This is a genomic window from Streptomyces sp. NPDC006174 (assembly GCF_040614075.1).
In the GTDB taxonomy this organism is placed as follows: Bacteria; Actinomycetota; Actinomycetes; order Streptomycetales; family Streptomycetaceae; genus Streptomyces.
On sequence record NZ_JBEXTJ010000010.1, the window covers coordinates 197647 to 221703 of the forward strand.

Genomic DNA, 24057 nt, shown 5'->3' on the forward strand with positions numbered 1-24057 from the left:
ACATGCCCATTCTGCTCTTATCTGCCCCTTATGTGTAGTCCTGGCGGTGTCCTGCGCAGCGGAAAGGCGGTGGGCCGCGATTTCCCGCGGCCCACCGCCCTGCCTCATACCCCTGCGGTTACTTCGGCGGCATCAGGACCGAGTCGACGATGTACACCGTCGCGTTGGCGGTCGGGACGTTGCCGCAGACGACCTTCGAAGCGTCGTTCACGGTGTACTCCATGCCCGAGCCGGCCGTCGTCAGCTTGCTCTTCTCCAGCGTGTCGAAGGAGCCGTTCTCCAGCTGCTGCGGCGTCAGCTTCTGGCCCACCACGTGGTAGGTGAGGACCTTGGTGAGCTCGGCCTTGTTGGCCAGCAGCGCGTCCAGGTCGGCCTTCGGGATCTTGGCGAACGCGTCGTTGGACGGAGCGAAGACCGTGATGTTCTCGGCGCTGTTCAGCGTGTCGACCAGGCCGGCCTGCTTCACGGCGGCCACCAGCGTCGACAGCTCCGGGTTGTTCGAGGCGGCCGTCGCGACCGGGTCCTTCGCCATGCCGTCGAACGAGCCCGCGCCGTCCTGCGGCACCGACGCACAGCCCGGACCGAACGGCTTGTCCATGTTCATGGAGTCGTCCGCCGAGGCGCTCGTCGACGCGGCCGCGCTGGGCGTCGAGCCCGAAGCGGAGTCCTTGGAGGAGTCGCCCGAGGAGCAGGCGGTCAGGGCCAGCGGCAGTACGGCGGCGGTGGCCACGGCGACGGCGGTGCGGCGGAAGTGAAGGGTGTTCATGGTGTGTCTCCTGGAGATCGAAGGTGCTGAGCGGGGAGAGAGGCGGTGCTCAGGTGTGGGGGAGGGGGAGAGGCGGAGGTGCTTGGCGGTGCGGGGCGGCCTCCGGCGTTCCGTGGTCCGTCTCCCAGCCGCGGGAGACGGACCCGGCGCCGGAACCGGCCGTCCGACCAGGAGCCGCCTCGCTCCTGCGGCCGGCCCGGCCTCCCCGACCGGTGGCGGCGCACCGCACGAACGGCTCCCCGGCCGTCCGTACGGCGCTGCCGCCGCCGACCGCACCGCAGACCGGAACCGTCGACGGGACGGTTCGCCGGTCCCCTTCGCCCGCCGCGGTGACCGGCGCCGGCCGGTGCACGTGGGGCGCGGCGGGCGAAGGGGCGGCGCACCGGGCACCGGGCCCGGTGGCGCGGCCGCCGGGCGCGGCGCACGTGGCGCGCGCCGGGCGGGACCGCCGGGACCCGAGGGCCCCGTCCGTCCGCGAGGTGTTCCGATCTGCTCTCACATAAGGCATTCGGCGCGAGGCTCCCGGCGGATTGGTCCGAAGCCGGCATTCACTCGTTCGAGGTACTTCCGATCATCGACCAATCCTTCCGGCCACCTGCGACGAATGGACTGCCGAGGAGCGTCTCCGTACTGCTCCGAACAGCGCAGCAGGCAGGGCCGGAGGGAGACCGGAATGGCACGGGAGCGGCGGCGGACAGCCGTGGTGGGGAGCGGGGTGGCGGGACTGACCGCCGCTCATGTTCTGCGCGAGGCACACGACGTCACGCTGTACGAGGCGGACGACCGCGTCGGCGGCCACGCGCACACGCACGAGCTGGGCGCGTCCGACGGCCGGGTGCACCGCGTCGACTCGGGCTTCATCGTGCACAACCGGCGGACCTACCCGCACCTCCTGCGCCTCTTCGACGAACTGGGCGTCGCCACCCAGGAGTCCGAGATGTCGATGTCCGTACGGTGTGAAGGATGCGGCCTGGAGTACGCAGGTGCCCGCGGTCCCGTCGGCCTCTTCGCCCAGCCGCGTTCGGCGGTGCGAGGCCCGTATCTGCGGATGCTCGTCGAGGTGACCCGCTTCCACCGCGCCGCCCGCGCGCTGCTGGAACTGCCGGAGAGCCCGGCCACCGACATGACGCTCGGCGAGTTCGCCCGGCGCGGCCGCTTCTCGCCGTACTTCCGTGCGCACTTCCTCACGCCCATGGTCTCCGCCGTCTGGTCCTGCGATCCGGTCACCGCGCTGCGCTACCCGGCGCGCTACCTCTTCGCGTTCCTGGCCCACCACGGCATGCTCACCATCGGCGACTCGCCCGTCTGGCGGACCGTCACCGGCGGCTCGCGCGCGTACGTCGAACGCGTCGTCAAACAGCTCACCGCCGTCCACACCGCCACCCCGGTCCGCGCCATCACCCGCCACGCGGACGGCGTCGAGCTCACCACCGAGGACGGCACCACCACTCCGTACGACGCCGTCGTCATCGCCACCCATCCCGACCAGGCGCTCCGGCTGCTGGCCGACCCGACCGACGCCGAACGCACCACGCTCGGCGCCTTCACCCACTCGCGCAACCCCACGCTCCTGCACACCGACACCACGCTGCTGCCGCGCGGCCGAGGCGCCAGGGCCTCCTGGAACTACCTGATGCCCTCCTGCGCCGCCGACGCCGACCGGGTCACCGTCAGCTACGACATGAACCGGCTCCAGCGGCTCGACGCGCCCGAGACCTTCGTCGTCACGCTGAACGGCTCCGACCGGGTCGATCCCGATTCCGTACGCGCCCGCATGGTTTACGAACACCCCGTCTACACGCCCGAGTCCGTCTCCGCGCAGGCCCGGCTGCCCGCTCTCTCCGGGCCCGTCACCGCCTTCGCCGGGGCGTACCACGGCTGGGGCTTCCACGAGGACGGCTGCCGCTCGGGGGTCGAGGCCGCCGCGGCGCTGGGGGTGGCGTGGTGAACGGGGCCGCTCTGTTTCCGTGCACCATCACGCACGTACGGACCAAGCCCAGCACGTACGCGCTGCGGCACCGGACCTACCTGTGGCTCATCGACCCGGACGACCCGCCACGGCTGCCGCGCGTCCTGCGGCCGCTGGCGCGGTTCGAGGCTCGTGACCACTTCGGCGGCACCGCTCCCACCATCCGGGCCGGGCTGAGCCGGTTTCTCGAAGCCCGTGGTGTGGACCTCGCCGACTCCACCGTCACCATGCTCACGCAGGCCCGCGTCCTCGGCCACGTCTTCAACCCGCTCACGGTCTACTGGTGCCGCCGCGCCGACGGCTCGCCGCTCTGTGTCGTGGCCGAGGTGCACAACACGTACGGCGAACGCCACGGCTATCTGCTGCACCCGGACGGCGAGCACCGGGCCACGGTCGGCAAGGAGTTCTACGTCTCGCCGTTCTTCGCCGTCGACGGCGGCTACCGGATGCGGCTGCCGGAACCCGGTGAGCGACTGGACCTGACCGTCCATCTGGAGCGCGAAGGCGGGCGTCCGTTCACCGCGACCGTACGAGGCACCCGCCGCCGGGCCACACCGAAGGCGCTGGCCCGCCTCGCGCTGCGCCACCCGCTCTCCACCGTCGCCGTCTCCCTCGCCATCCGGCTGCACGGCATCCGGCTCTATCTGCGCGGCCTCCCCGTGCAGCCCCGCCCGCACCACCGCCCACAGGAAGGCATGCAGTGACCGCGCCCACCCAACAGCTGCCGGCAGACCGGACCCCCGACCCGGCAGCACCCGTCCCCGCGCAGAGGGCCCACGACCACGGACCGGCCGGCCGGGCGGACCAGCAGCCCACCGCCGCCGACCCCGAGCGCTGGCCCGACATCGTCACGCGGCCCCGCGCCTCCCGTGCCCGGACCGCCGTCGCGGAACGCATCGTCCGACGCGCGCTCGTGAAGCTCCCCCTGCGCGCCCGGCTCGCGGGCGTGGAGGACATCGGTCTCGGCGGACCGCTGATGGACATCCGCGACCCCGACGCCTTCTTCGGACGGATCGGCGCGAACGGGCTCATCGGCTTCGGCGAGTCCTACATGGCCGGCGAGTGGGACGCGCCCGACCTCGTCGCCGTCCTCACCGTCCTCGCGGACAACGCGGCCGAACTCGTCCCGGCACCGCTGCAACGGCTGCGCTCCCTCTGGGCGCTGCGCAAGCCCGAGGCGCAGCTCAACACGCCCGAGGGCTCGCGGGACAACATCAGCCACCACTACGACCTCTCCAACGACCTCTTCGCCCTCTTCCTGGACGAGACGCTCTCCTACTCCTCCGCCGTCTTCCTCGGCTTCCCCGCAGAGCACGCGCTGCTGCCCGCAGCCCAGCACCGCAAGATCGACCTCCTGCTGGACGCCGCCGGCGTCGGCGAGGGGACCCGGCTCCTGGAGATCGGCACCGGCTGGGGCGAACTAACGCTCCGCGCGGCCGCCCGTGGCGCGCGGGTCGTCTCCGTCACGCTCTCCGAGGAGCAGCGCGAACTGGCCCGTGCGCGCATCCGCGCGGCCGGGTTCGAGGACCGGGCCGAGGTCCGGCTCCGCGACTACCGCCAGGTCACCGGCGAGTACGACGCCATCGTCAGCGTCGAGATGATCGAGGCGGTCGGCGAGGAGTTCTGGCCGGTCTACTTCGAGACCCTGGACCGGCTGCTCGCGCCCGGCGGCCGGGTCGCGCTCCAGGCCATCACCATGCCGGACGACCGGCTGCGCGCCAGCCGCTCCACGTACACCTGGATCCACAAGTACATCTTTCCGGGCGGACTGCTGCCCTCCACCGAGGCGATCGAGCGGATCACCACCGGGCACACCCGGCTGCGGACCGTGCGGCGCACCGGTTTCGGCGCGCACTACGCGGAGACACTGCGCCTGTGGCGCGAACGGTTCACCGAGCGCTCCGCCGAGGTCGACGCCCTCGGCTTCGACGCCGTCTTCCGCCGTATGTGGACCTTCTACCTGGCCTACTCGGAGGCGGGCTTCCGCTCCGGTTATCTCGATGTGCAGCAACTGCTCCTGACCCGTGAACCGACCCACCAGGAGACCTCGTGACCACCACCGCCGACCGGCCGCCCGCGAAGCCGGCCGTCCGCCGCACCACCACCGGCGCCGCCCAGCGCCTCGAACCTCTGGCCGAGCGGCTGCTCGGCGGCGGGCTGCCGGTCCGCGTGCGGATGTGGGACGGCAGCGAGGCCGGACCCGAGGACGCCCCCACGGTCCATGTACGCTCCCGGCGCGCGCTGCGCCGCCTGCTCTGGGAGCCGGGCGAACTCGGCCTGGCCGAGGCGTACATCACCGGCGAGATCGACCTCGACGACGACCTCGCCGACGGGCTGCGCACCATGCGCCGCGCGGTGAGCGAACGCGGCCTCACCCCGCCCGCGCCCGGACTCGCCGACCGCCTCAGAGCGGCGGGCACCGCGGTGCGCCTCGGCGCCGTCGGGCCACGGCCGCCGGTTCCGGCCGCCCGGGCCGGGCTGCGCGGAGCGCTGCACAGCAAGGCCCGGGACCGGGCGGCGATCAGCCACCACTACGACCTGTCCAACGCCTTCTACGCGCTGCTCCTCGACGAGACCATGGCGTACTCCTGCGGCTACTGGACCAGCGACGCATCCGGTTACGGCCCGGCCGACGCGCAGCGCGACAAGCTCGAGCTGATCTGCCGCAAGCTCGGACTGCGCCCGGGCGCCCGCCTGCTGGACATCGGCTGCGGCTGGGGCTCGCTGACCCTGCACGCGGCCCAGCACCACGGTGTCCGGGTCACCGCCGTCACGCTCGCCGCCGAACAGGCCGCTTACGTACGCGGGCAGGTGGCGGAACGAGGTCTGGAGGAGCTGGTGGAGGTCCTCAACATCGACTACCGCGACATCGCGGAGCGGCCGGAGACCCGGGGCGCGTACGACGCCGTCTCCACGGTCGAGATGGGCGAGCACGTCGGCGACGCCGAGTACCCGGCCTTCACCCGGATCCTGCACGACTCGCTGCGGCCGCGGGGCCGGGTGCTGGTCCAGCAGATGTCGCGCGGCGCCAACGCGCCGGGCGGCGGCGCGTTCATCGAGTCGTACATCGCTCCGGACATGCACATGCGGCCGGTCGGCGAGACCGTCGGGCTGCTGGAAGGCTCCGGGCTCGAAGTGCGGGACGTCGAAGCGCTGCGCGAGCACTACGTCCTGACGGTGGACGCCTGGCGGCGGACGCTGGAGGAGCGGTGGCCGGAGTTCGTGGACCTGGTGGGAGAGGAGACCGCGCGCGTCTGGCGGCTCTACCTCGTCGGCGGCGCGCTCGCGTTCGAGGAGCGGCGCATGGGCGTCGACCAGATCCTGTGCGTACGTCCGGACCGGGCGGGAAAGGCCGCGATGCCCGCCACCCGGCGTGAGTGGAACGGAGCGGACCGGTGAGCGGCTTCGACTGGTCCGCGTTCGCGAGCGGGCTCGCGGGCGCGGCCGGCGCCGCCCTCGCCGTCATGCTGGTCACTTTCGCCATCGCGCTGAAGATGGGCGTCCACCGCATCGTCGACGTGGCCTGGGGCGTCGGCTTCGCCGCCGTCGCCCTTGTCTCGTACGGCCTCTCGGCCGGTGACGGCGATGACACGCGACGGCTGGTCGTGACCGTGCTGACCGTGGTCTGGGGGCTGCGGCTCGCCGTCCACATCGGGCGGCGCGGACGCGGCCACGGCGAGGACCCGCGCTACGAGAAGATGCTCGCCAAGGCCCCCGGCAACCCGCAGCTCTACGCGCTGCGCAAGGTCTACCTCCTCCAGGGCGCGTTGGTGTGGCTGGTCTCGCTGCCGGTGCAGGCCGCGCACTACCTGACCGGGCCTCTGGTGTGGTGGGCCTGGACGGGAGCGCTCCTGTGGGCGGTCGGGCTGGTCTTCGAGGCGGTCGGCGACCATCAGCTGGCCCGGTTCAAGGCCGACCCCGCCAACAAGGGGAAGATCATGGACCGAGGGCTGTGGTCGTGGACCCGGCACCCGAACTACTTCGGCGATTTCTGCGTCTGGTGGGGCCTGTTCCTCTTCGTCTGCCAGGCGCCCGGCGCCGCCGCCGCGACCGTCGTCGCCCCGCTGGTGATGAGCTTCCTGCTGACCAAGGGGAGCGGTGCGGCGCTGCTGGAGCGCCATATGGCCGACCGTCCCGGATACGCCGAGTACCAGGCCCGCACCAGCGCCTTCTTCCCGCGACCGCCCAAGCGCGGCTGAAACGTGCCGGGGCCGTGCACGAGGTGTGTACGGGCCCCGACGGCAGACCGGTCCTCAGTCCAGGCCGCGCGCCTTCTCGAACCGCGCCCGCGCCTCGCCCAGATCGACCACCGGCTCCGGATAGTCCAGCCCGTCCACCTTCCACGGCTCGTGGACGGCGGCCCCCTTCACCTCCGCCAGCTCCGGCACCCACCGGCGTACGTAATCGCCGTGCGGGTCGTAGCGCTTGGCCTGGGTCAACGGGTTGAGGACCCGGTTGGGCCGGGTGTCGGTGCCGGTTCCGGCGACCCACTGCCAGTTGAGCTGGTTGTTGGCGATGTCGCCGTCCACCAGCAGCTCCAGGAAGTGCCGTGCGCCGACGCGCCAGTCCACGTACAGCGTCTTGGTGAGGAAGCTCGCGGCCAGCAGCCGGCCCCGGTTGTGCATCCATCCCTCGTGCGCCAGCTGCCGCATCGCCGCGTCCACCACCGGATAGCCGGTGCGCCCGGTCTTCCAGGCGGTGATCTCGTCCTCGTCCGAGCGCCAGCGGTCCTGGCGCGGCCGGTAGTCGGACCAGGAGGCGCCGTGGCGGGCCGCCAGCACCTGGTGGTGGAAGTCGCGCCAGGCCAGCTGCCGGACGAACGCCTCGCCGCCCGGACCGCCCTTCTCCCGGGCTCGGGTGACCAGCTCGGCGGCGGAGACCGTACCGAAGTGGAGGTGCGGCGAGAGCCGGGAGGTGGCGTCGCCGGCGAGGTCGTCGTGGCCGTCGGCGTAGTCGGCCAGGTCGCCGCTCAGCCAGGACGCCACCAGCTTGCGGCCCGCCTGTTCGCCGCCGTCCGCGAGACCGGGCGAGAGGTCCTTGACCTTGTCGCGGGCCGGCAGGTCGTCGGAGGAGAGCTCGCCGTCCGGCAGCCGGACCGTGCGGGGCGCCGTCAGTGTGCCCCGTACCCCGTACCCCCGCCGCCTCCCAACGGCGGAAGTACGGGGTGAACACCGCGAAGTGGTCCTTGCCCGTCGGGACCACCCGGCCCGGAGCGAGCGCGGTGACCACCGCGTCATGGATGCGCAGCTCACAGCCGCTGTCCGCCAGGGCGGTACGCAGCTGCTCCTCACGCCGTGCCGCGTACCCGCTCACTCCGGCGGCCGTGTGCACCGCTCCGGCCCCGGTCTCCTCGACCAGCCGGCGCACCTCCTTCGCCACCGAGCCGGTACGGACGACGAGCCGGCCGCCCCGCTTCCGCAGCCCGGCGTCCAGGTCCGCCAGGCAGTCCGCGAGGAAGGCGAGCTTGTTGGGCGCGTCGAACCCGGCCCGGTGGACGGCGTCGTCCCGGACGAAGAGCGGGACGACCCGGTCCGCGTCCCGCAGAGCGGAACGCAGTACCGGGTTGTCGTGCAGACGCAGATCGGAGGTGAACAGCACCACCGCGACGTTCATGGAACGCATGCTCCTTGCAGACAGGGGTAGGTGAGCGGTCAGGCGGCCGGGAAGTCCATCAGAGCCACCGGGTCGGAGGTCGGTTCGGCCGATCCGCCCGCCGGTTCGACCGTGATGCCCATGCCTGTCGCCCGGTCCACGGGCCCGTCCAGCAGCACCGCGTCATCGCTCGCCGAAGGGTCCATCAGACCGGCCGAGCGCATGGTGCCCTCGTCGTTGAACCAGAGCTGGTAGACCTTGCCGCTCGGCGGCCGCTCCATCCCGGAGGCCAGGATCACCGCCCGGTTCCGGTCCTGCGAGACGACGACGGTGGCGCGTGCGCCGCCGCCCAGATCGCTCGACGTGGTCTTCGCGTCGGGCGCGGAGAGCACCTCGGCCAGCTGCTCGCTCTGCCGCGTGGCCTGGTTCGCCTCCTGGCGGGCGTCCTGCGCCACCTGGTTCTGCCACACGGCCACTCCGCCGAAGGCGGCCGCCGCCGCGATGCAGGCGGCCAGCGCGTAGCCGGACCAGCGGCCGGTGCGGCCACTGCCGCTCGTACGTCCCGGTCTGCCGTGCGACGGCGCCTCCTGCCGTACGGTCGTGATCTCCCGCAGCACCCTCTCGCGCAGCTCGCGCGGCGGGGACTCGGCGACGGCGAGCCCGAGCCGGGCGGCCGTGGCCGACAGCTCCCGCACCTCCTGGGTGCAGGCCTCGCAGTCGCCGAGATGCCGCTCGAACTCGCGGCGCTCGTCCTCCGGCAGCGCATGCAGGGCATAGGCCCCGGTCAGCGTGTGCAGTTCGGCCGTGCTCATGCGCTCACCCCCAGGCAGTCGCGCAGCCGGATCAGGCCGTCGCGGAGTCGTGTCTTGATGGTGCCCAGCGGCACGGTGAGGAGTTCCGCCACCTCACGGTAGGTCAGGCCCCGGTAGTAGGCCAGGGTGACGGACTGCCGCTGGAGTTCGGACAGGGTCCGCAGACAGCGGCGTACCTGCTCTCTTTCCAGCCGGGTCTCCACCTGCTCGGAGACCACGTCGAAGGCGGGCGTCCGGTCCAGGAGCGCCGCCTTATGCTCCCGCGCCGCCGACGCCTCGGCCGAGCGGACCCGGTCGACGGCCCGGTGGTGGGCCAGGGTCAGCACCCAGTTCATGGCGCTGCCCCGGGAGGCCTGGAAGCGTGGCGCGGTACGCCACACCTCGACCAGCACCTCCTGCGCGACCTCCTCCGACTGGGCCGGGTCGCGGAGCACACTGCGTACGAGGCCGAGCACGGGCCCGGAGACCGCTTCGTACACCCTGGCGAACGCGTCCTGGTCCCCGCGCGCGACCAGCACCATGAGTTCCTGCAGGTCAGGCTCCGGCGAGGGCACCCCGCTCATCTGTACGGCTTGGTTCACGCGGGTTTCCTCCCGGGACGTCATCGCTTCCGGGAATGGTTCGGAGCCGACGGCCGTGCGGATTGGTCCAGTGCCCGCGATCTTTCCAGAACCTGTCCCGTCCGGCCGCGCGACGCAGCGGCGCGTTTCAGCCGCGCGACGCGACCGGCCGAGCCGCCTTCCGGTCCGCCGGCCGCCGGACGGCCCGCAGCCCGAGGAAGACCAGCAGCGCGAGCGGCGAGAGCAGGATCGCGAGGACCAGCAGCGGGCCCGTCAGCCAGGGGGAGAACCCGAGCCTCCGGCTCTGGAGGAACATCCACTGGCCGACCAGCAGGTCCCACGCGATCACATGGGCCCAGACGGCCGCGGCGCCGTTCGGCAGCGTCATCAGCTCCTGGAAGCCGGTGAGGTCGGGCCCGGTCACCGTCGCCCAGACCTCCGGGAAGACCGGCGCGATGAGGACGGCGTACAGCACGGCGACCGGCACGGCGGTCAGCGGTGACGAGACGATCCGGGTGGTGACGGACCAGGTCGGAGCGAAGATCATCAGCAGCCAGAACGGGACGGCCAGGATGAACGTGAGGTCGAAGAAGGTGCCGGCGCCGGTCATGCGGTGAACTCCTTGCTGCGGGAGGACGGTGCGGATTCCTGCTGTACGGGGGTGGGCGCGGGCGGCGGCCGTAGTGCCGCCCCTGTCCCGGCGGCCACCGCCACCAGAAGGACGCCGGCGGCGATGAGCGTCGCCGCGTCCGGGCGGATCAAGGGCTGACCTCGGAGCGCCTGCCAGGTGGTCAGCGCGACCAGGCCCGCGTGACCCGCCGTCACCACCCGCACCAGACGCAGCCGCAGCGCGGCATCGCTCAGCCGGGCGATCCGGGGCGCGAGCAGCACCAGAGCGATCAGGAAGAGTGGGATCAGCTGGAGCGCGTGCATGCCCACGAAGTGCGGAATCCGCAGATCGCCGCCGGTCGTGGACCAGCCGGTCAGCGGCATCGAAGGGCCGCCGTCCGGCACGCCGACGGAGTGGGCTCCGGTCACGTCGGCACTTTGCGTGCCGCCGGCCCGCTGCTCCGCGCCGGGCAGCGTCATCAGGAAGCCGATCCCCGCACCCGCCAGCGCGATCACGACACCGCCACGGATCGCCCAGGCGGTCGCCCGGTCCGCGAACCGGGTGCGCAGCAGCAGGAGACCGATCACCAGGGTGGCCGCCCACAGCACGATGATCGTGATCCCCATCACCGTGAACAGGGCCTGGTCGAACGGTGTCTCGCCGTTGAAGTGGCTCCGCTTCCCGCGGATGACCTGCCCGGTGATGATCGCCATCTCGACGAGGCTCGTGAGGACGACCACGTTCCCCGCCCACCAGCCGGTCCTGCGCCCCCAGGTCGACTGCGCGAGCATCCAGGCCAGGGTCAGGCCGTAGATGGTGAAGGACAGGTAGAACTTGAACGGCTTCGCCCAGATCGGAGAGTCCACCAGGACCCGGTCGTCGACCACGAGGCCCACGGCGGACAGGACGGCTCCGATTGCCATCACGGCGGAGAAGACGACTAACGGACGATGCCAGGAACGCCATGACGGCATGAGAGACCCCCTGGAATGGCTATATGGATAGTGGCACTTGCCGCTATCCAGTAGGGGAACTATCTATGATGGCGCTCTGATCTGGCAAGGGCGGAAAGGCGAACACGCGGTGCGCATCGGTGAATTGAGTCGCAGGTCCGGGGTGCCGGTGCCGACGATCAAGTACTACGTACGGGAACGGCTCCTGCCGCCGGGAGAGCTGACCAGCCCCAACCAGGCGGCTTACGGCCCCGGCCATGAGCGTCGCCTGCGCCTGATCCGGGTCCTGTTGGAGGTGGGTGGCCTCTCGCTGGCGTCCATCGGCGAGGTCCTGGAGGCCGCGGACGACCCGGCGCAGCCGGTGATCAAGGTGCTCGGCGCGGCGGCGAACGGGGTCGCGCCGCTGGAGGAGGGCGAGAGTGGTCCGGAGCTTGAGCGGGCCCGGGACGATGTGGCCGAGCTGCTCGGGCGGCGCGGCTGGCAGGTCAGCGAGGGGACGACGGCCGCCGAGTCGCTGGCCGGGGTGATCGCGGCGCTGCGACGGGTCGGGCACGGCGGCGTGGTCGACCTGCTGGAGGTCTACGCCGACGCGGCCGAGTCAGTCGCCCGCGCCGACCTCGACTACGTCCAGCGCCGGGTGGCCCGCGAGGAGCTGGTGGAGAGCGTCGTCGTCGGGACGGTGCTGGGCGAGGCCATGTTCGGCGCGCTGCGCAGGCTCGCCCATGAGGACGTCTCGGTCCAGCGCTACGAGTCGCGGGTGGCCGGCGGAGGTGCTCCTCCGGACGCCTGACGTCGTACCGCGACCGGTGGGGCAGCCCCGCGGACACGCGCGGACCCCGCCCGCCGAGGACGGCGGACGGGGTCCGGTGCGGTTTTGACGGAAGGCTTCACGCGGCCGCTGCCGGACCCTCCTGCTCGCGCTCCACCTGCTCGTTCCACTCGCGCTTGACCGCGCGCCAGGCGTCGTCGTTCTGGCCGAGGCGCCAGTAGCCGGAGATCGACAGCTGGGCGAGCGGGATCTGCCGCTCCACCCGCAGATAGCGGCGGATCTCCTTCACGAAGGCCGCCTCGCCGTGCACGAACGCCTGCACCTCGCCCTCGGGGAAGTCCAGACCCTTCACGGCGGCGGTCAGCAGCTCGCCGACGGGCCGGTCGCCGCGATGCAGCCAGGTGACCTCCACGCCGTCGGGCGTCACGATCTTCTGCTCCTCGGAGGCGTCCGGCACCTCGACGAAGGCGTGCACCAAGGCGCCGGCCGGCATCTGCTCCAGCGAGGCGGCGATGGCCGGCAGCGCGCTCTCGTCGCCGGCCAGGAGGTGCCAGCCGGCCGAGGCCTGCGGTCCGTAACCGCCGCCGGGGCCGAGGAAGGTGACCTGCTCGCCGACCTGGGCGCGCTGCGCCCACGGGCCCGCGAGGCCCTCGTCGCCGTGGACGACGAAGTCGACGGCCATCTCCCGGGCGACCGGGTCCCACGAGCGGATCGTGTACGTACGCGTGGTGGGCCACAGCTCGCGCGGGTGGCTCTCACGGATGGCGGCGATGTCGAACGGGTGCGCGTAGTCGGCGCCCTCCGGCGCGAAGCACAGCTTGATGTAGTGGTCGGTGAAGCCGTCCAGGGAGAAGGCGGCGAGCCCCTCGCCGCCGAGGACCACGCGCACCATGTGCGGAGTGATCTGCTCGGTGCGCACGACCTGCGCCCCCTGGGCCTTGGGTCCTTGCCGGGCCGGCCGCTCTGCCACGAGGTACTCCCTGGGTTGTGACGTACGGGCGCGCTCGTCGGTGGACGGATGCGCTCAGCGTACGTATCGGCGCTCGGGGCCGGACACCTCCGGCCCCGATAACTTAGGTATGCCTAAGTTAACACCTCAGGCCTGGAGCGTGGTGAGGAGCCGCTGAAGCGCTCCGCCCAGCCCCCACTGCTCGGCAAGCGCTTCCAGCGCGGCCGGGTCGCGCGGCTCGCGCGGCAGCGCCGGGTCGAAGTCGGGCAGCGGCACGTCCTGGGCCACCCGCACGACCTTCGGCGCGACCGCCACATAGTCCCGCGCCTCGTCCAGCCGCTTGCGCTGCGAGGGCGTGAGCTTCGCCTTCGGGTCGTCCACCGCGGCCATGATTCCGGCCAGATCTCCGTACGCGTCCAGCAGCTTGGCCGCCGTCTTCTCGCCGATGCCGGGCACGCCCGGGAGGCCGTCGCTCGGGTCGCCGCGCAGCAGGGCCAGGTCCACATAGCCCGGCCCGTCCACCCCGTACTTCTCGCGGAGCCATGCCTCGTCGGTCAGCTGGAGCGTGCCGACGCCCTTGAGCGGATAGAGCACCCGCACCTGCCGGGCGTCGTCGACCAGCTGATAGAGGTCGCGGTCGCCGGTCACGATGTCCACCGGGCCGCTCGCGCGGGCGGTGAGCGTACCGATCACGTCGTCCGCCTCGTACGGCGTGACGCCGATCCGGGCGATGCCGAGCGCGGCCAGCACGTCCTCGATGATCGGGACCTGCGGTGAGAGCGTGTCCGGGATCTCCTCCTCGTCGGTCTGCCCGGCGGGCGTCTCCTCGGCGACCCGGTGCGCCTTGTACGTCGGGATCAGGTCCACCCGCCACTGCGGGCGCCAGTCGTTGTCCCAGCAGGCGACCAGCTCGTCCGGCCGGTGGTCCTGTACCAGGCGGGCGATGAAGTCGAGGAGTCCGCGCGCGGCGTTGACCGGGGTCCCGTCCGGTGCGCGCACCGAGTCGGGGACGCCGAAATAGGCGCGGAAGTAGAGAGAAGCGGTGTCGAGGAGCATCAGGCGTCGCGTCACGGAACCGATGATGCCCCACGCCACTGACAGTCGCCGCCGATGGCTCCCGGTCACTGACGGGTACTCCTGTCATGACCTGGAACACACTTCCGTTTGGTCTGTGTAAGTACGGGCAGGCGCGCCACCGGAGCGAACCACGTCGCATTTTCAACTAATGCATGTGCCATGCGGGCCGAAACCGCACCGCTCCACGGTCTGCCGGCGGGGGTGGCAGACCGTTTTTCAGTTCAACCCGTGAGGTGTATGTGTCCAGGCTGCAAGCCGAGAACTTGTACAAAGTGTTCGGCCGACGACCCGATGAAGCCGTCCGGAAGCTGGAGGGCGGCGCGGACCGCGACGAACTCCGCGCCGACGGAACGACCGCAGCGGTGATCGACGCCTCCTTCACGGTGGAGCCGGGCCAGATCTTCGTCGTGATGGGCCTGTCCGGCTCGGGCAAGTCCACGCTGCTCCGGATGCTCAACGGGCTGCTCGAACCCACCGCCGGACGCGTGCTCTTCGACGACCAGGACCTCACCGCCCTGAGTCCCCGCGAGCTGCGCCGTGTGCGCTCCTCCAAGATCAGCATGGTCTTCCAGCACTTCGCGCTCTTCCCCCACCGGAGCGTCCTGGACAACGCGGCGTACGGCCTTGAGGTCCAGGGTGTACCTCGTTCCGAGCGGATCAGGCGTGCCACCGAGGCGCTGGAGCTGACCGGCCTCGCCGGCTGGGAGAACTCCTGGCCCGATGAGCTCTCCGGCGGTATGCAGCAGCGCGTCGGCCTCGCCCGCGCCCTGGCCACCGACGCCGACCTGCTCCTCATGGACGAGTCCTTCAGCGCGCTCGACCCGCTGATCCGGCGCGACATGCAGGACCAGCTCCTGGAGCTCCAGAAGCGGCTGAAGAAGACCATCGTCTTCATCACCCACGACCTCAACGAGGCCATGCGCCTCGGCGACCGGATCGCTGTGATGCGCGACGGCAGGATCGTCCAGCTCGGCACCGCCGAGGACATCCTCGTCACGCCGGCCAACGACTACGTCGCCTCCTTCACCCAGGACGTCGACCGCTCCCGGGTCCTCACCGCGGGCGCCATCATGGCCGAACCGCACACCGTCATGGGCTCCACCGCGACCGACGGCACGGAGCTGCGCACCCCGCAGGACGTCCTCGCCGCGGCCCCCGCCACGGTCACGGAGTCCACGCCGATCATCGAGCTGTTCACCCCGTGCTCGCAGAGCGCGGACCCGGTGGCCGTCACCGACGCCAAAGGCAAGCTCGTCGGCGTCGTCCCCAGCTCCCGGCTGCTCGCCGTCCTCGGCGACCCGATGACGCCCACCGAGGCCCTCAAGGACTCCGTGGCACCGGACCGGACGCTCTCCGACAACGATGCCGTGAAGAAGGTGGCCGGTGTTTAGGCTCCCTCTCGGCGCATGGGTCGACTCCGCCGTCGACTGGCTCCAGAACCACCTCGCCTGGCTCTTCGACGCCATCAGCTCCCTCGTCAGCTCCATGTTCGACGGCATAGCCGCCGTCCTCTCCGCACCGCACCCGCTCCTCTTCGCCGGCATCGTCGCGATCATCGCCTGGTGGCTGCGCGGTCTGCCGGCCGGGCTCCTGGCCTTCGCCGGCTTCGCCCTCATCGACTCCGTCGAGCTGTGGGCCGAGGCGATGGACACCCTCACCCTGGTGCTCGTCGCGACCCTGGTCACGCTGCTGATCGCCGTACCGCTCGGCATCTGGGCCTCCCGGTCCAAGACCGTCAGCGCGGTGGTCCGGCCGGTCCTGGACTTCATGCAGACCATGCCCGCCATGGTCTACCTGATCCCCGGTGTCATCTTCTTCGGCGTCGGCGTGGTCCCCGGCATCATCGCCACCATCATCTTCGCGCTGCCTCCGGGCGTCCGGATGACCGAGCTCGGCATCCGCCAGGTCGACGGCGAACTCGTCGAGGCGGCCGAGGCCTTCGGCACCACCTCGCGCAACACCCTGCTCCGCATCCAGCTGCCGCTCGCGCTGCCCACGATCATGGCGGGCATCAACCAGGTCATCATGCTGGGCCTGTCCATGGTCGTCATCGCGGGCATGGTCGGCGGCGGCGGCCTCGGTGGCTCCGTCTACCGCGCCATCGGCAACATCGACGTCGGCCTCGGCTTCGAGGCGGGCATCTCGATCGTCATCCTCGCCATGTACCTGGACCGGATGACCGGCGCGCTCGGCCGCGAGGTCTCCCCGCTCGGCCGCCGCGCCGCCGCCAAGGCGCAGGCGTCGGTCGAGGGCTGGAAGATCTGGGCCTACCGCCCGCAGCCCGTCGTCGCGGTCGCCGGCATCGTGGCCCTCGCGCTCGTCGCGGGCGGCATGGGCATCTTCGGCGGCTCGGCCAAGAACACCGCCTCCGGCGCGGACGCGCAGGTCGGCGACGGCAAGAAGATCTCCATCGGCTACATCCCGTGGGACGAGGGCATCGCCTCCACCTTCCTCTGGAAGGAGATGCTGGAGCAGCGCGGCTACGAGGTCGACGTCAAGCAGTACGAGGCCGGTTCGCTCTACACCGGTATGGCCAACGGCCAGATCGACTTCCAGACCGACTCCTGGCTCCCGACCACCCACGCCAGCTACTGGGAGAAGTACCAGGACCGCCTTGAGGACATGGGCCCCTGGTACGCGCCGACCTCGCTGGAGCTCGCGGTCCCGGCGTACATGAAGGACATCCGGTCCATGGAGGACCTGAAGGGACGGGCCTCCGAGTTCAAGGGCCGGATCGTCGGCATCGAGCCGAGCGCCGGTGAGATGGGCCTGCTCAAGGACAAGCTGCTGCCGGGCTACGGCCTGGACAAGGAGTACAAGCTCATCGACGGCTCCACGCCGTCCATGCTGGCCGAGCTGAAGCGCGCGTACGCCAAGAAGGAACCGATCGTCGTTCCGCTCTGGTCGCCGCACTGGGCGTACAACGACTTCGACCTCACCAAGCTCAAGGACCCCAAGGGCCTCTGGGGCAAAGGTGACGGCATCCACACTCTGGCGCGCAAGGGCTTCACCGAGGAGAACCCCACGGTCGCCAAGTGGCTCAAGGACTTCAAGATGAGCGAGAAGCAGCTCACCAGCCTTGAGGCCGAGATCCAGAAGGCCGGCTCCGGCAAGGAGCAGGACGCCGTCCGCACCTGGCTGAAGGACAACCCGGGCGTCGCCGACACGTGGTCGCCCGCACCGAAGGACGCCCAGGCGGCCGGCGGAGACGACGAGCGCAAGCGCCCGGTCGAGGTCGCCTGGTTCCCGTGGGAGGAGGACATCGCCGCCACGTACCTGTGGAAGGCGGTCCTGGAGGAGCGCGGCTACAAGATCAACCTCAAGCAGTTCGAGGTCGGCCCGATGTACGCCGCCATGTCGCGCGGCCAGATCGACGTGCAGTTCGACGGCTGGCTGCCGTACACCCAGAAGAATTACTGGGACAAGTACGGCGACAAGCTGAGCAACCTCGGCTCCTGGTACGGACCGACCTCCATCGAGGTCGCCGTTCCCGACTACGTCAAGGACGTCAAGACGCTCGACGACCTCAAGGGCAAGGGCGGCGACTTCAAGGGCCGGATCGTCGGCATCGAGCCCGGGACCGCCACCATGGAGAACCTCAAGACGAACGTCCTGCCGCAGTACGGCCTGGACAAGGAGTACAAGGTCGTCGACTCCTCCACGCCCGGCATGCTCGCCGAGCTGAAGCGCGCGTACGCCAGGAAGGAGCCGGTCGCCGTCCTCCTCTGGACCCCGCACTGGGCGTACAACGAGTACGGCATGACCAAGCTCAAGGACCCGAAGAAGGCGTTCGGTGACGGCGACCGGCTGCACACCATCGCCTCCAAGGAGTTCCCGAAGCAGTACCCGCAGCTGACCAAGTGGTTCAAGGACTTCGAGCTGAGCGAGAAGCAGCTCGGCGGCCTGGAGAACGAGATCCAGAAGCGCGGCGCGGGCCATGAGGAGGAAGCCGTGAAGGCATGGATGGGCGAAAATCCGGGCATCGCGGACACCATGGCGCCTCAGTAGGGGTCCGGAGCAAGAAAAGCGCAGGTGAAGGGGTGGGTGCCGCCGTCGGGCGGGGCCCACCCCTTCCGGCTGTCCGAGGGCCGATAACCGGACGTCTCGCGCAACCATGTGCGTAAGGTGCTGGCAGCCGGGAGGATGGCTGAGGCGGGAGGGAGCCGTTCATGGACGACAAGGACACACCGCGGGTCGGTGCCGCGGTCCGCCGTCGGCGCCGCACCCTGGGCCTCACGCTGGCCGCGGTCGCCGAGCGCAGCGGGCTCTCCGTGCCCTTCCTCAGCCAGATCGAGAACGAGCGCGCCCGCCCCAGCGCCCGCTCCCTCGACCGGGTCGCCGAGGCGCTGGAGACCACCACCTCACGGCTCCGGGCCGCCGCCGACTCGGCGCGCGCGGTCGATGTCGTACGAGGTGAGGAAGGCGACGGCGTACGCCGGGTGGTGCGCGGCCGCCACCAGCTCAGCGCCCTGGAGTTCACCGGCGAGCAGGACCTCGGGCGCGAGTTCCAGCACCGCAACGACGAGCTGATGTACGTCGTCCAAGGTGCCGCCGAGGTCGAGGCGGAGGGCCAGGCATACCGGCTGGAGCGCGGTGACACGCTGTTCCTCTCCGGCGGCGTACGGCACCGCTGGCGCGCCACCCTGCCCGGCACCCGGCTCCTGCTGGTCGCGGTCGCGGAGCACATCGACGCGACGTACGACTCGCGCCGCTGAGAGCCGGGGGAGTGGTGGTGGTGCCGATGCGTGTCGTCTCCCTGGTGCCGTCCCTCACCGAGGCCGTCGCCGTCACCGCTCCCGGGCTGCTCGTCGGCGTCACCGACTGGTGCACGCACCCCGCCGACCTCACCGCCGCGAGGATCGGCGGTACGAAGAACCCGGACGTGGCCGCCATCGCGGCCCTCGCGCCGGACCTCGTGATCGCCAACGAGGAGGAGAACCGCGCTCCCGACCTCGCCGCGCTCCGGGACGCCGGACTCGATGTCCTCGTCACCGAGATCCGCACGCTGGACCAGGCCTTCACCGAGCTAGACCGGGTCCTCACCTCCGGCTGCGGCCTGACCCGCCCACGCTGGCTCGACGAGGCCGAGGAGGCCTGGACCGCGCTGCCCGCGCCCTCCGCGAGCCCGCGTCCGGCCGTCGTGCCGATCTGGCGCAGGCCCTGGATGGTGCTCGGCCGCGACACCTTCGCCGGTGACCTGCTGGCCCGCCTGGGGGTGCGCAACGTGTACGCGGACCACGCCGAGCGCTACCCGCGCATCCCGCTCGACCAGCTGAACGCGTCCGGCGCCGAGCTGGTGGTCCTGCCGGACGAGCCGTACCGCTTCACCGCCGACGACGGCCCCGAGGCCTTCCCCGCCCTGCCCGCCGCCCTCGTCGACGGCCGTCTGCTCACCTGGTACGGGCCGTCACTGCTGCGGGCCGCCCAGGAGCTGCCGTCAGCGCTCCGCTGACCACCCCGCGTACGGTCCGCGTACCGGCGGCCAGCCACGCCGCCACCAGGAACACGTACAGCGCCACGGCCAGCCAGGTCAGCGCGTCCAGACCGGTGTGCCGGGCCAGACCGGCCGCGCCCGTCACACACGTCCCTACAGGGAACGTGAACGCCCACCACGTCATCGCGAACCCCATACCGTCACGCGTCGCCCTGACGACCATCGCCGCGGCCAGCACCAGCCACAACAGCGCGAACCCCATCACCGGCACTCCATAGAGCACCGCGAACGCGCCGAACGCCGAGGCATAGGGCCCCGCCACCGCGCCAGGAGCCACGTCGGCCAGCTGGTTGACGGCGGTCGTCGACTGGCCCAGCGGTCCCAGCACCAGAAAGAGCGTCGGCGTCAGCACGAGCGGCAGCGGACCGTGGTGGACGAGCCGGGAGAAGACCAGCGGCAGCACCACCAGCGTGGCCAGCAAGGAGAGCCCGAACATGGCGTAACAGGCCAGCAGCAGCGCCTCGCGCCCCTGTCCGGCCGCCACGTGCGGCACCAGCAGCGCCCCTTGCGAGGCCGAGACCATCGGAGCGACCAGCGGCAGCAGCCAGACCGGCGACGCGGCGCCGGGCGCCGGACGGTGGCGTACGACCATCAGATACGGGACCACGACGGCGGCCACCACACCGATCACCGTCCCCGCGACGAACAGCACCACGTCCACCGCCAGCGCCGCCCGTACACCGACGACATCCGCGCCGACCGTCAGCGTGGCCCCGCCGACCGCCAGCAGCGCCATGGAGAGGCAGCCGTAGAACGGCGCGACGGCCGGGTCCAGGAGGTGTGCGCGGGCCTGGTCGCGGTGGTGGAGCCAGTGGCCGGCCCGCGCGGCGAGGACGGCGGCGAGCAGCAAGGCCGACAGCGCCCACACCACCGTGCACGCGCCGCGCAGACCGGGCACGTCCACCGGGAGCGCCGCTCCGGCGCTCGCCACGATCGCGGTGCCCATGACGCTCGCGTACCAGTTCGGGCCGATGTGCCGCAGGGACGGCAGCCGCCGCACGACCGGCCGCGTTTCCGTCCACGAGTCGCGGTGGAGGAGCGGTCCGGCGGTCCGGGTCTGCGGAAAGATGGCCATGCCACGATTCTTGGCGCACCTGCCTTCGCCCACCAGGGACTCCGTTCCTATGAGGTCATAAGCTGGCTTTATGCCCAGCGACGACCATGCCCACCGCGCCCCGCTCTCCCACCGGGTTCCCGACCTCGGCGCGCTGGAACTGCTGCTCGCCGTCGCCCGCCACGGCAGCCTCGGCCGGGCCGCCAAGGACGTCGGCATCAGCCAGCCCGCCGCCTCCAGCCGCATCCGCTCCATGGAACGGCAGCTCGGCGTGGCCCTGCTCGACCGCTCACCGCGCGGCTCCCGGCTCACCGACGCGGGCGCGCTCGTCACCGACTGGGCGCGCCGGGTCGTGGAGGCCGCCGAGGCGTTCGACGCGGGAGCGCAGGCGCTCCGCGACCGGCGGGACTCCCGGCTGCGGGTCGCGGCCAGCATGACGATCGCCGAGTACCTGCTGCCCGGCTGGCTCATCGCGCTGCGCGCCGAGCGCCCGGACACCGCCGTCTCGCTCCTCGTCGGCAACTCGGCGGACGTGGCCCGCCGCCTGGTCACCGGCGAGGCCGACCTGGGCTTCGTGGAGGGCCTGTCGATACCGGAGGGCCTGGACGGCACCGTCATCGCCCACGACCGCCTGGTCGTCGTGGTCGCCCCGAGCCACGCCTGGGCCCGCCGCCGCACTCCGCTGCTCCCGGACGAGCTGGCGGCCACTCCGCTGATCCTCCGCGAGCGCGGCTCCGGAACCCGGCAGGTCCTGGACGCCGCTCTCGCCGTCCACGGCGGCCTCGCCCAGCCGCTGCTTGAGCTCTCCTCGACGACCGCCGTGAAAGGCGCGGCGGAGAGCGGTGCCGGGCCGTGCGTCCTGAGCGAACTGGCCCTCGGCGAGGAGCTGTCGGCCCGCCGCCTGGTCAAGATCCCGGTCGCGAACGTACGGCTGCGCCGCCAGCTGCGGGCCGTCTGGCCGGCGGGCCACCGTCCGACCGGACCGGCCCGCGACCTGCTCTCCCGCACCGGCCGGGACGCGGCGGGCTCCGTACCGTAACCGCTTCGAACACGTTGTGAACGCCGCCTAGAGTGGCTCCATGAGCTTCGCGACGCCGCCCGGCTGGTACCCGGACGCCGGGACACCCGGCACCGACCGCTGGTGGGACGGCACGGCCTGGACCGCGCACACCCGCCCGTCCGCCGCCGTCGCACCGCACGATCCGGCGCACCAGCCGTACGTGCCTCAGGCGTTCGGCCCTCCGGTCCCGCCCGCGCCTCCGGTCCCGCGAGGCGGCAGCCGTACGCGCGTCCTCGCCATCGCGCTCTCCGGCCTGCTGGTCCTGGGCGCGGCCGTCACCGCCGCCGTGCTGCTGGGCCCCGACGACAGCGGTACGCGAGCGGCCCCGGGACTTACCGCCTCCGACCCGGTTCCCTCCGCACCCGCCGCCTCCGCCACGCCCTCGCCGCAGGCCGGCCAGGACGGCGACCCCGGCGTCCTGGCCGACCAGCTCAACGGCATCACACTGGCGGTGCCCGACGGCTGGGAGAAGGCGAAGAACACCTCCGACGACGCTCCCACCATCCGTACCGCCGTCTCCTACGACTGTCCCGGCACCTCCGCCTCCTTCTGCTACCGAGGCACGGTCTCGACCCGATCCGCCCGGGCCGGCCGGACCGACCCCAAGGCCATCGCGGAGGCCGACATCACCACCGCCGCCGACAAGGCCTACGAGGAGGACGTCCTAGGCCGGCGCACCCACGGCGGCATCACGTCCCACCGGGTGCTCAAGGCGCAGCCGGTGGCGGTCGCCGGTCGGGCCGGATACCTGGTGCGCTGGCGCGTCGCCACCGGGAAGGGCCCCGGCGGCGTGGTGCAGTCCGTGGCCTTCCCGTCGACGGTCGGCAGCGAGACGCCGGTGATCGTCCGGCTCGCCTTCGACGCGGACCGGCCGGAGCTGCCGGTCTCGCTGATGGACACGATCACGCGGTCCATCCGGCCGATCGGGGACAGTGCGACGAGCGGCGGCGTGGGCGCGTCGATCGGCCCCTGAGCCCTCTCAGCTTCTACGCGTCCGAGCTCAGAGGAAGGTCTTCCCTTCGCCCCGGTACGTCGGAACGGTCGCCGTGATCCGGTCGCCCTCGACCAGTCGCAGCGCGTCGAACCGTTCGCACAGCTCACCGGCCTTGGCATGCCGGAACCAGACCTTGTCACCGATCAGCAGATCGTCGGCAGGCGAGCCGAGCAGCGGCGTCTGGACCTCGCCGGCGCCTTCCTGCGGGTCGTAGCGCAGCCCCTCCGGCAGGTACGGAACCGGCGACCGGTCCGCTCCGGCGGCACCGGAGGCCGGATAGCCGCCGCCGAGCACCGTCACCACGCCCACGCCGGGCCGGCGCACCACGGGCTGCGCGAACAGGGCCGCCGGACGGGCGGAGAACGAGGTGTAGTTGTCGAAGAGGCGCGGCACGTACAGTCCGGAACCCGCCGCGATCTCCGTCACCGCGGCCTCGGCCGCCGTGTGCTGCACGCTGCCGGTGCCGCCGCCGTTGACGAACTCCAGCTCCGGCGCGACCGCGCGCACGGCCCGCACCACCTCCGCGCGCCGGGCCGCCAGCTCCTTGCGGGCCGTGGCCTGCATCAGCCGGATCGCCCGTGACCGCAGCGGCCGTCCCGCCAGTGAGTCACCGACCCCGGCGACATGACCCTCGTACGCCATCAGCCCCACCAGCCGGAACCCCGGCCTGCGCGCCACCGAGCGGGCCAGCTCGGCCAGTTGGGCGGGGGAGCGGAGCGGTGAACGGAGCGCACCGATCCTGATCCGGCCGCCCAGCAGCCGGAGCGAGGTGTCCAGCTCCAGGCAGACCCGGATCTCCTCCTGCCCGCCGGCCCGGGAGGCGTCGATCAGCTCCAGCTGGGCATGGTCGTCCACCATCACCGTCACGGCCGCGGCCAGCTTGGGATCGGCGGCCAGCTCGGCGAAGGCGGCCCGGTCGGCGGACGGATACGCCAGCAGTACGTCGTCGAACCCGGCCCGCGCCAGCCAGAGCGACTCCGCCAGCGTGAACGACATGATCCCGGCGAACCCGGGCCGCGCGAGCACCCGCTCCAGCAGAGCCCGGCACCGCACGGACTTGCTCGCGACCCGGATCGGTTTCCCGCCCGCTCTGGCCACCAGATCGTCGGCGTTGTCGTCGAAGGCGTCCAGATCGACGATCGCGAGCGGGGTGTCGAGATGGGCGGTGGCCCGGTTGTACCGGGTCCGGTCAGCGGCGCGGGCAGTCATGGCCGCAGCTTGCCAGAGAGCCGCTACGGCTGGGTAGGGGACGTTCGGTGCAGATCCGCCGAGGCCGGACGTCCCGTTCCCCGCCGTACGCCCGCAGCCCGTAGAGTGACGGGCACGCGAGCACCAACGCGCCTGGCGGTGGCGGTGATCCGTGGTCGGTACGGGGACGTGAACCAGGGGGCCGGATGA

General features: G+C 71.8%; 21 protein-coding genes and 1 pseudogene. 12 read left to right on the forward strand and 10 right to left on the reverse strand.

Annotation, left to right across the window (positions count from 1 at the left end):
- Window positions 1-118: 118 nt before the first annotated feature.
- Window positions 119-766 (reverse strand): fasciclin domain-containing protein, encoded by a 648-nt coding sequence (locus ABZ267_RS23530; protein WP_356756286.1) that lies wholly within the window; start codon window positions 764-766, stop codon window positions 119-121.
- A gap of 673 nt (window positions 767-1439) precedes the next feature.
- Here ABZ267_RS23530 and ABZ267_RS23535 point away from each other — a divergent pair.
- From ABZ267_RS23535 to ABZ267_RS23555, 5 genes are read left to right on the forward strand one after another with little or no spacing between them, the layout of a single operon-like run.
- Window positions 1440-2714 (forward strand): FAD-dependent oxidoreductase, encoded by a 1275-nt coding sequence (locus ABZ267_RS23535; RefSeq protein WP_356756288.1) that lies wholly within the window; start codon window positions 1440-1442, stop codon window positions 2712-2714.
- Window positions 2708-3439: a DUF1365 domain-containing protein gene (locus ABZ267_RS23540; protein WP_356756290.1), complete on the forward strand. Its 732-nt coding sequence runs from the start codon at window positions 2708-2710 to the stop codon at window positions 3437-3439. Before ABZ267_RS23535 ends, ABZ267_RS23540 begins: the two co-directional genes overlap by 7 nt.
- Window positions 3436-4788 (forward strand): cyclopropane-fatty-acyl-phospholipid synthase family protein, encoded by a 1353-nt coding sequence (locus ABZ267_RS23545; protein ID WP_356756292.1) that lies wholly within the window; start codon window positions 3436-3438, stop codon window positions 4786-4788. The genes ABZ267_RS23540 and ABZ267_RS23545 overlap by 4 nt, the downstream gene beginning before the upstream one ends.
- The gene (locus tag ABZ267_RS23550; RefSeq protein ID WP_356756294.1) at window positions 4785-6134 is read left to right on the forward strand and encodes a cyclopropane-fatty-acyl-phospholipid synthase family protein; all 1350 of its coding nucleotides are present in this window, start codon (window positions 4785-4787) and stop codon (window positions 6132-6134) included. The genes ABZ267_RS23545 and ABZ267_RS23550 overlap by 4 nt, the downstream gene beginning before the upstream one ends.
- Window positions 6131-6934: a DUF1295 domain-containing protein gene (locus tag ABZ267_RS23555; protein WP_356756296.1), complete on the forward strand. Its 804-nt coding sequence runs from the start codon at window positions 6131-6133 to the stop codon at window positions 6932-6934. The genes ABZ267_RS23550 and ABZ267_RS23555 overlap by 4 nt, the downstream gene beginning before the upstream one ends.
- 54 nt (window positions 6935-6988) lie before the next feature.
- On the opposite strand, the pseudogene ABZ267_RS23560 reads toward ABZ267_RS23555, so the two are convergent.
- The 5 genes and pseudogenes from ABZ267_RS23560 to ABZ267_RS23580 form a co-directional block, all read right to left on the reverse strand.
- Window positions 6989-8348 (reverse strand): annotated as a pseudogene (locus ABZ267_RS23560) (deoxyribodipyrimidine photo-lyase).
- 38 nt (window positions 8349-8386) lie between these two features.
- Window positions 8387-9139 carry an anti-sigma factor gene (locus tag ABZ267_RS23565; protein WP_356756298.1) on the reverse strand — a complete coding sequence of 251 codons (753 nt, stop codon included), beginning with the start codon at window positions 9137-9139 and terminating at the stop codon, window positions 8387-8389.
- A complete protein-coding gene (locus ABZ267_RS23570) occupies window positions 9136-9744 on the reverse strand; it encodes a sigma-70 family RNA polymerase sigma factor (RefSeq protein WP_356756300.1) in 609 nt (202 codons plus the stop codon). Before ABZ267_RS23570 ends, ABZ267_RS23565 begins: the two co-directional genes overlap by 4 nt.
- Before the next feature lie 103 nt (window positions 9745-9847).
- A complete protein-coding gene (locus ABZ267_RS23575; protein ID WP_356756302.1) occupies window positions 9848-10309 on the reverse strand; it encodes an ABA4-like family protein in 462 nt (153 codons plus the stop codon).
- Window positions 10306-11232 (reverse strand): hypothetical protein, encoded by a 927-nt coding sequence (locus ABZ267_RS23580; protein ID WP_356756304.1) that lies wholly within the window; start codon window positions 11230-11232, stop codon window positions 10306-10308. The genes ABZ267_RS23575 and ABZ267_RS23580 overlap by 4 nt, the downstream gene beginning before the upstream one ends.
- A 160-nt stretch (window positions 11233-11392) precedes the next feature.
- Between ABZ267_RS23580 and ABZ267_RS23585 the strand changes: the two genes are divergently transcribed.
- Window positions 11393-12052 carry a MerR family transcriptional regulator gene (locus tag ABZ267_RS23585; RefSeq protein ID WP_356756306.1) on the forward strand — a complete coding sequence of 220 codons (660 nt, stop codon included), beginning with the start codon at window positions 11393-11395 and terminating at the stop codon, window positions 12050-12052.
- Window positions 12053-12149: 97 nt separating this feature from the next.
- On the opposite strand, the gene ABZ267_RS23590 is transcribed toward ABZ267_RS23585, so the two are convergent.
- The gene (locus tag ABZ267_RS23590; RefSeq protein WP_356756308.1) at window positions 12150-13001 is read right to left on the reverse strand and encodes a siderophore-interacting protein; all 852 of its coding nucleotides are present in this window, start codon (window positions 12999-13001) and stop codon (window positions 12150-12152) included.
- Between the two features lie 126 nt (window positions 13002-13127).
- Complete coding sequence (locus tag ABZ267_RS23595; RefSeq protein ID WP_356756356.1) at window positions 13128-14036, reverse strand: 5'-3' exonuclease; 909 nt, start codon at window positions 14034-14036, stop codon at window positions 13128-13130.
- 260 nt (window positions 14037-14296) lie between these two features.
- Here ABZ267_RS23595 and ABZ267_RS23600 point away from each other — a divergent pair, with 260 nt between their 5' ends.
- The 4 genes from ABZ267_RS23600 (at window position 14297) to ABZ267_RS23615 (ending at window position 19509) form a co-directional block, all read left to right on the forward strand.
- Complete coding sequence (locus ABZ267_RS23600; protein ID WP_356756310.1) at window positions 14297-15448, forward strand: glycine betaine/L-proline ABC transporter ATP-binding protein; 1152 nt, start codon at window positions 14297-14299, stop codon at window positions 15446-15448.
- Window positions 15441-18065 (forward strand): ABC transporter permease/substrate binding protein, encoded by a 2625-nt coding sequence (locus tag ABZ267_RS23605; protein WP_356756312.1) that lies wholly within the window; start codon window positions 15441-15443, stop codon window positions 18063-18065. Before ABZ267_RS23600 ends, ABZ267_RS23605 begins: the two co-directional genes overlap by 8 nt.
- Window positions 18066-18226: 161 nt before the next feature.
- Window positions 18227-18772, forward strand: coding sequence for a helix-turn-helix domain-containing protein (locus ABZ267_RS23610; protein WP_356756314.1), 546 nt, complete (start codon window positions 18227-18229; stop codon window positions 18770-18772).
- A 26-nt stretch (window positions 18773-18798) separates the two neighbouring features.
- Window positions 18799-19509: a helical backbone metal receptor gene (locus ABZ267_RS23615; protein ID WP_356756316.1), complete on the forward strand. Its 711-nt coding sequence runs from the start codon at window positions 18799-18801 to the stop codon at window positions 19507-19509.
- Here ABZ267_RS23615 and ABZ267_RS23620 read toward each other — a convergent pair.
- Entirely contained in the window at window positions 19448-20626 is a 1179-nt protein-coding gene (locus ABZ267_RS23620) for a TDT family transporter (RefSeq protein ID WP_356756318.1), read from the reverse strand. The two genes, ABZ267_RS23615 and ABZ267_RS23620, sit on opposite strands and share 62 nt — an antisense overlap.
- Window positions 20627-20696: 70 nt before the next feature.
- Here ABZ267_RS23620 and ABZ267_RS23625 point away from each other — a divergent pair, with 70 nt between their 5' ends.
- Both ABZ267_RS23625 and ABZ267_RS23630 read left to right on the forward strand, forming a co-directional pair.
- Window positions 20697-21644 carry a LysR family transcriptional regulator gene (locus tag ABZ267_RS23625; RefSeq protein WP_356756320.1) on the forward strand — a complete coding sequence of 316 codons (948 nt, stop codon included), beginning with the start codon at window positions 20697-20699 and terminating at the stop codon, window positions 21642-21644.
- A 40-nt stretch (window positions 21645-21684) separates the two neighbouring features.
- Complete coding sequence (locus tag ABZ267_RS23630; protein WP_356756322.1) at window positions 21685-22638, forward strand: DUF2510 domain-containing protein; 954 nt, start codon at window positions 21685-21687, stop codon at window positions 22636-22638.
- Between the two features lie 27 nt (window positions 22639-22665).
- Here ABZ267_RS23630 and ABZ267_RS23635 read toward each other — a convergent pair whose 3' ends face one another.
- Window positions 22666-23868: an amino acid deaminase/aldolase gene (locus ABZ267_RS23635; RefSeq protein ID WP_356756324.1), complete on the reverse strand. Its 1203-nt coding sequence runs from the start codon at window positions 23866-23868 to the stop codon at window positions 22666-22668.
- Between the last annotated feature and the right edge of the window lie 189 nt (window positions 23869-24057).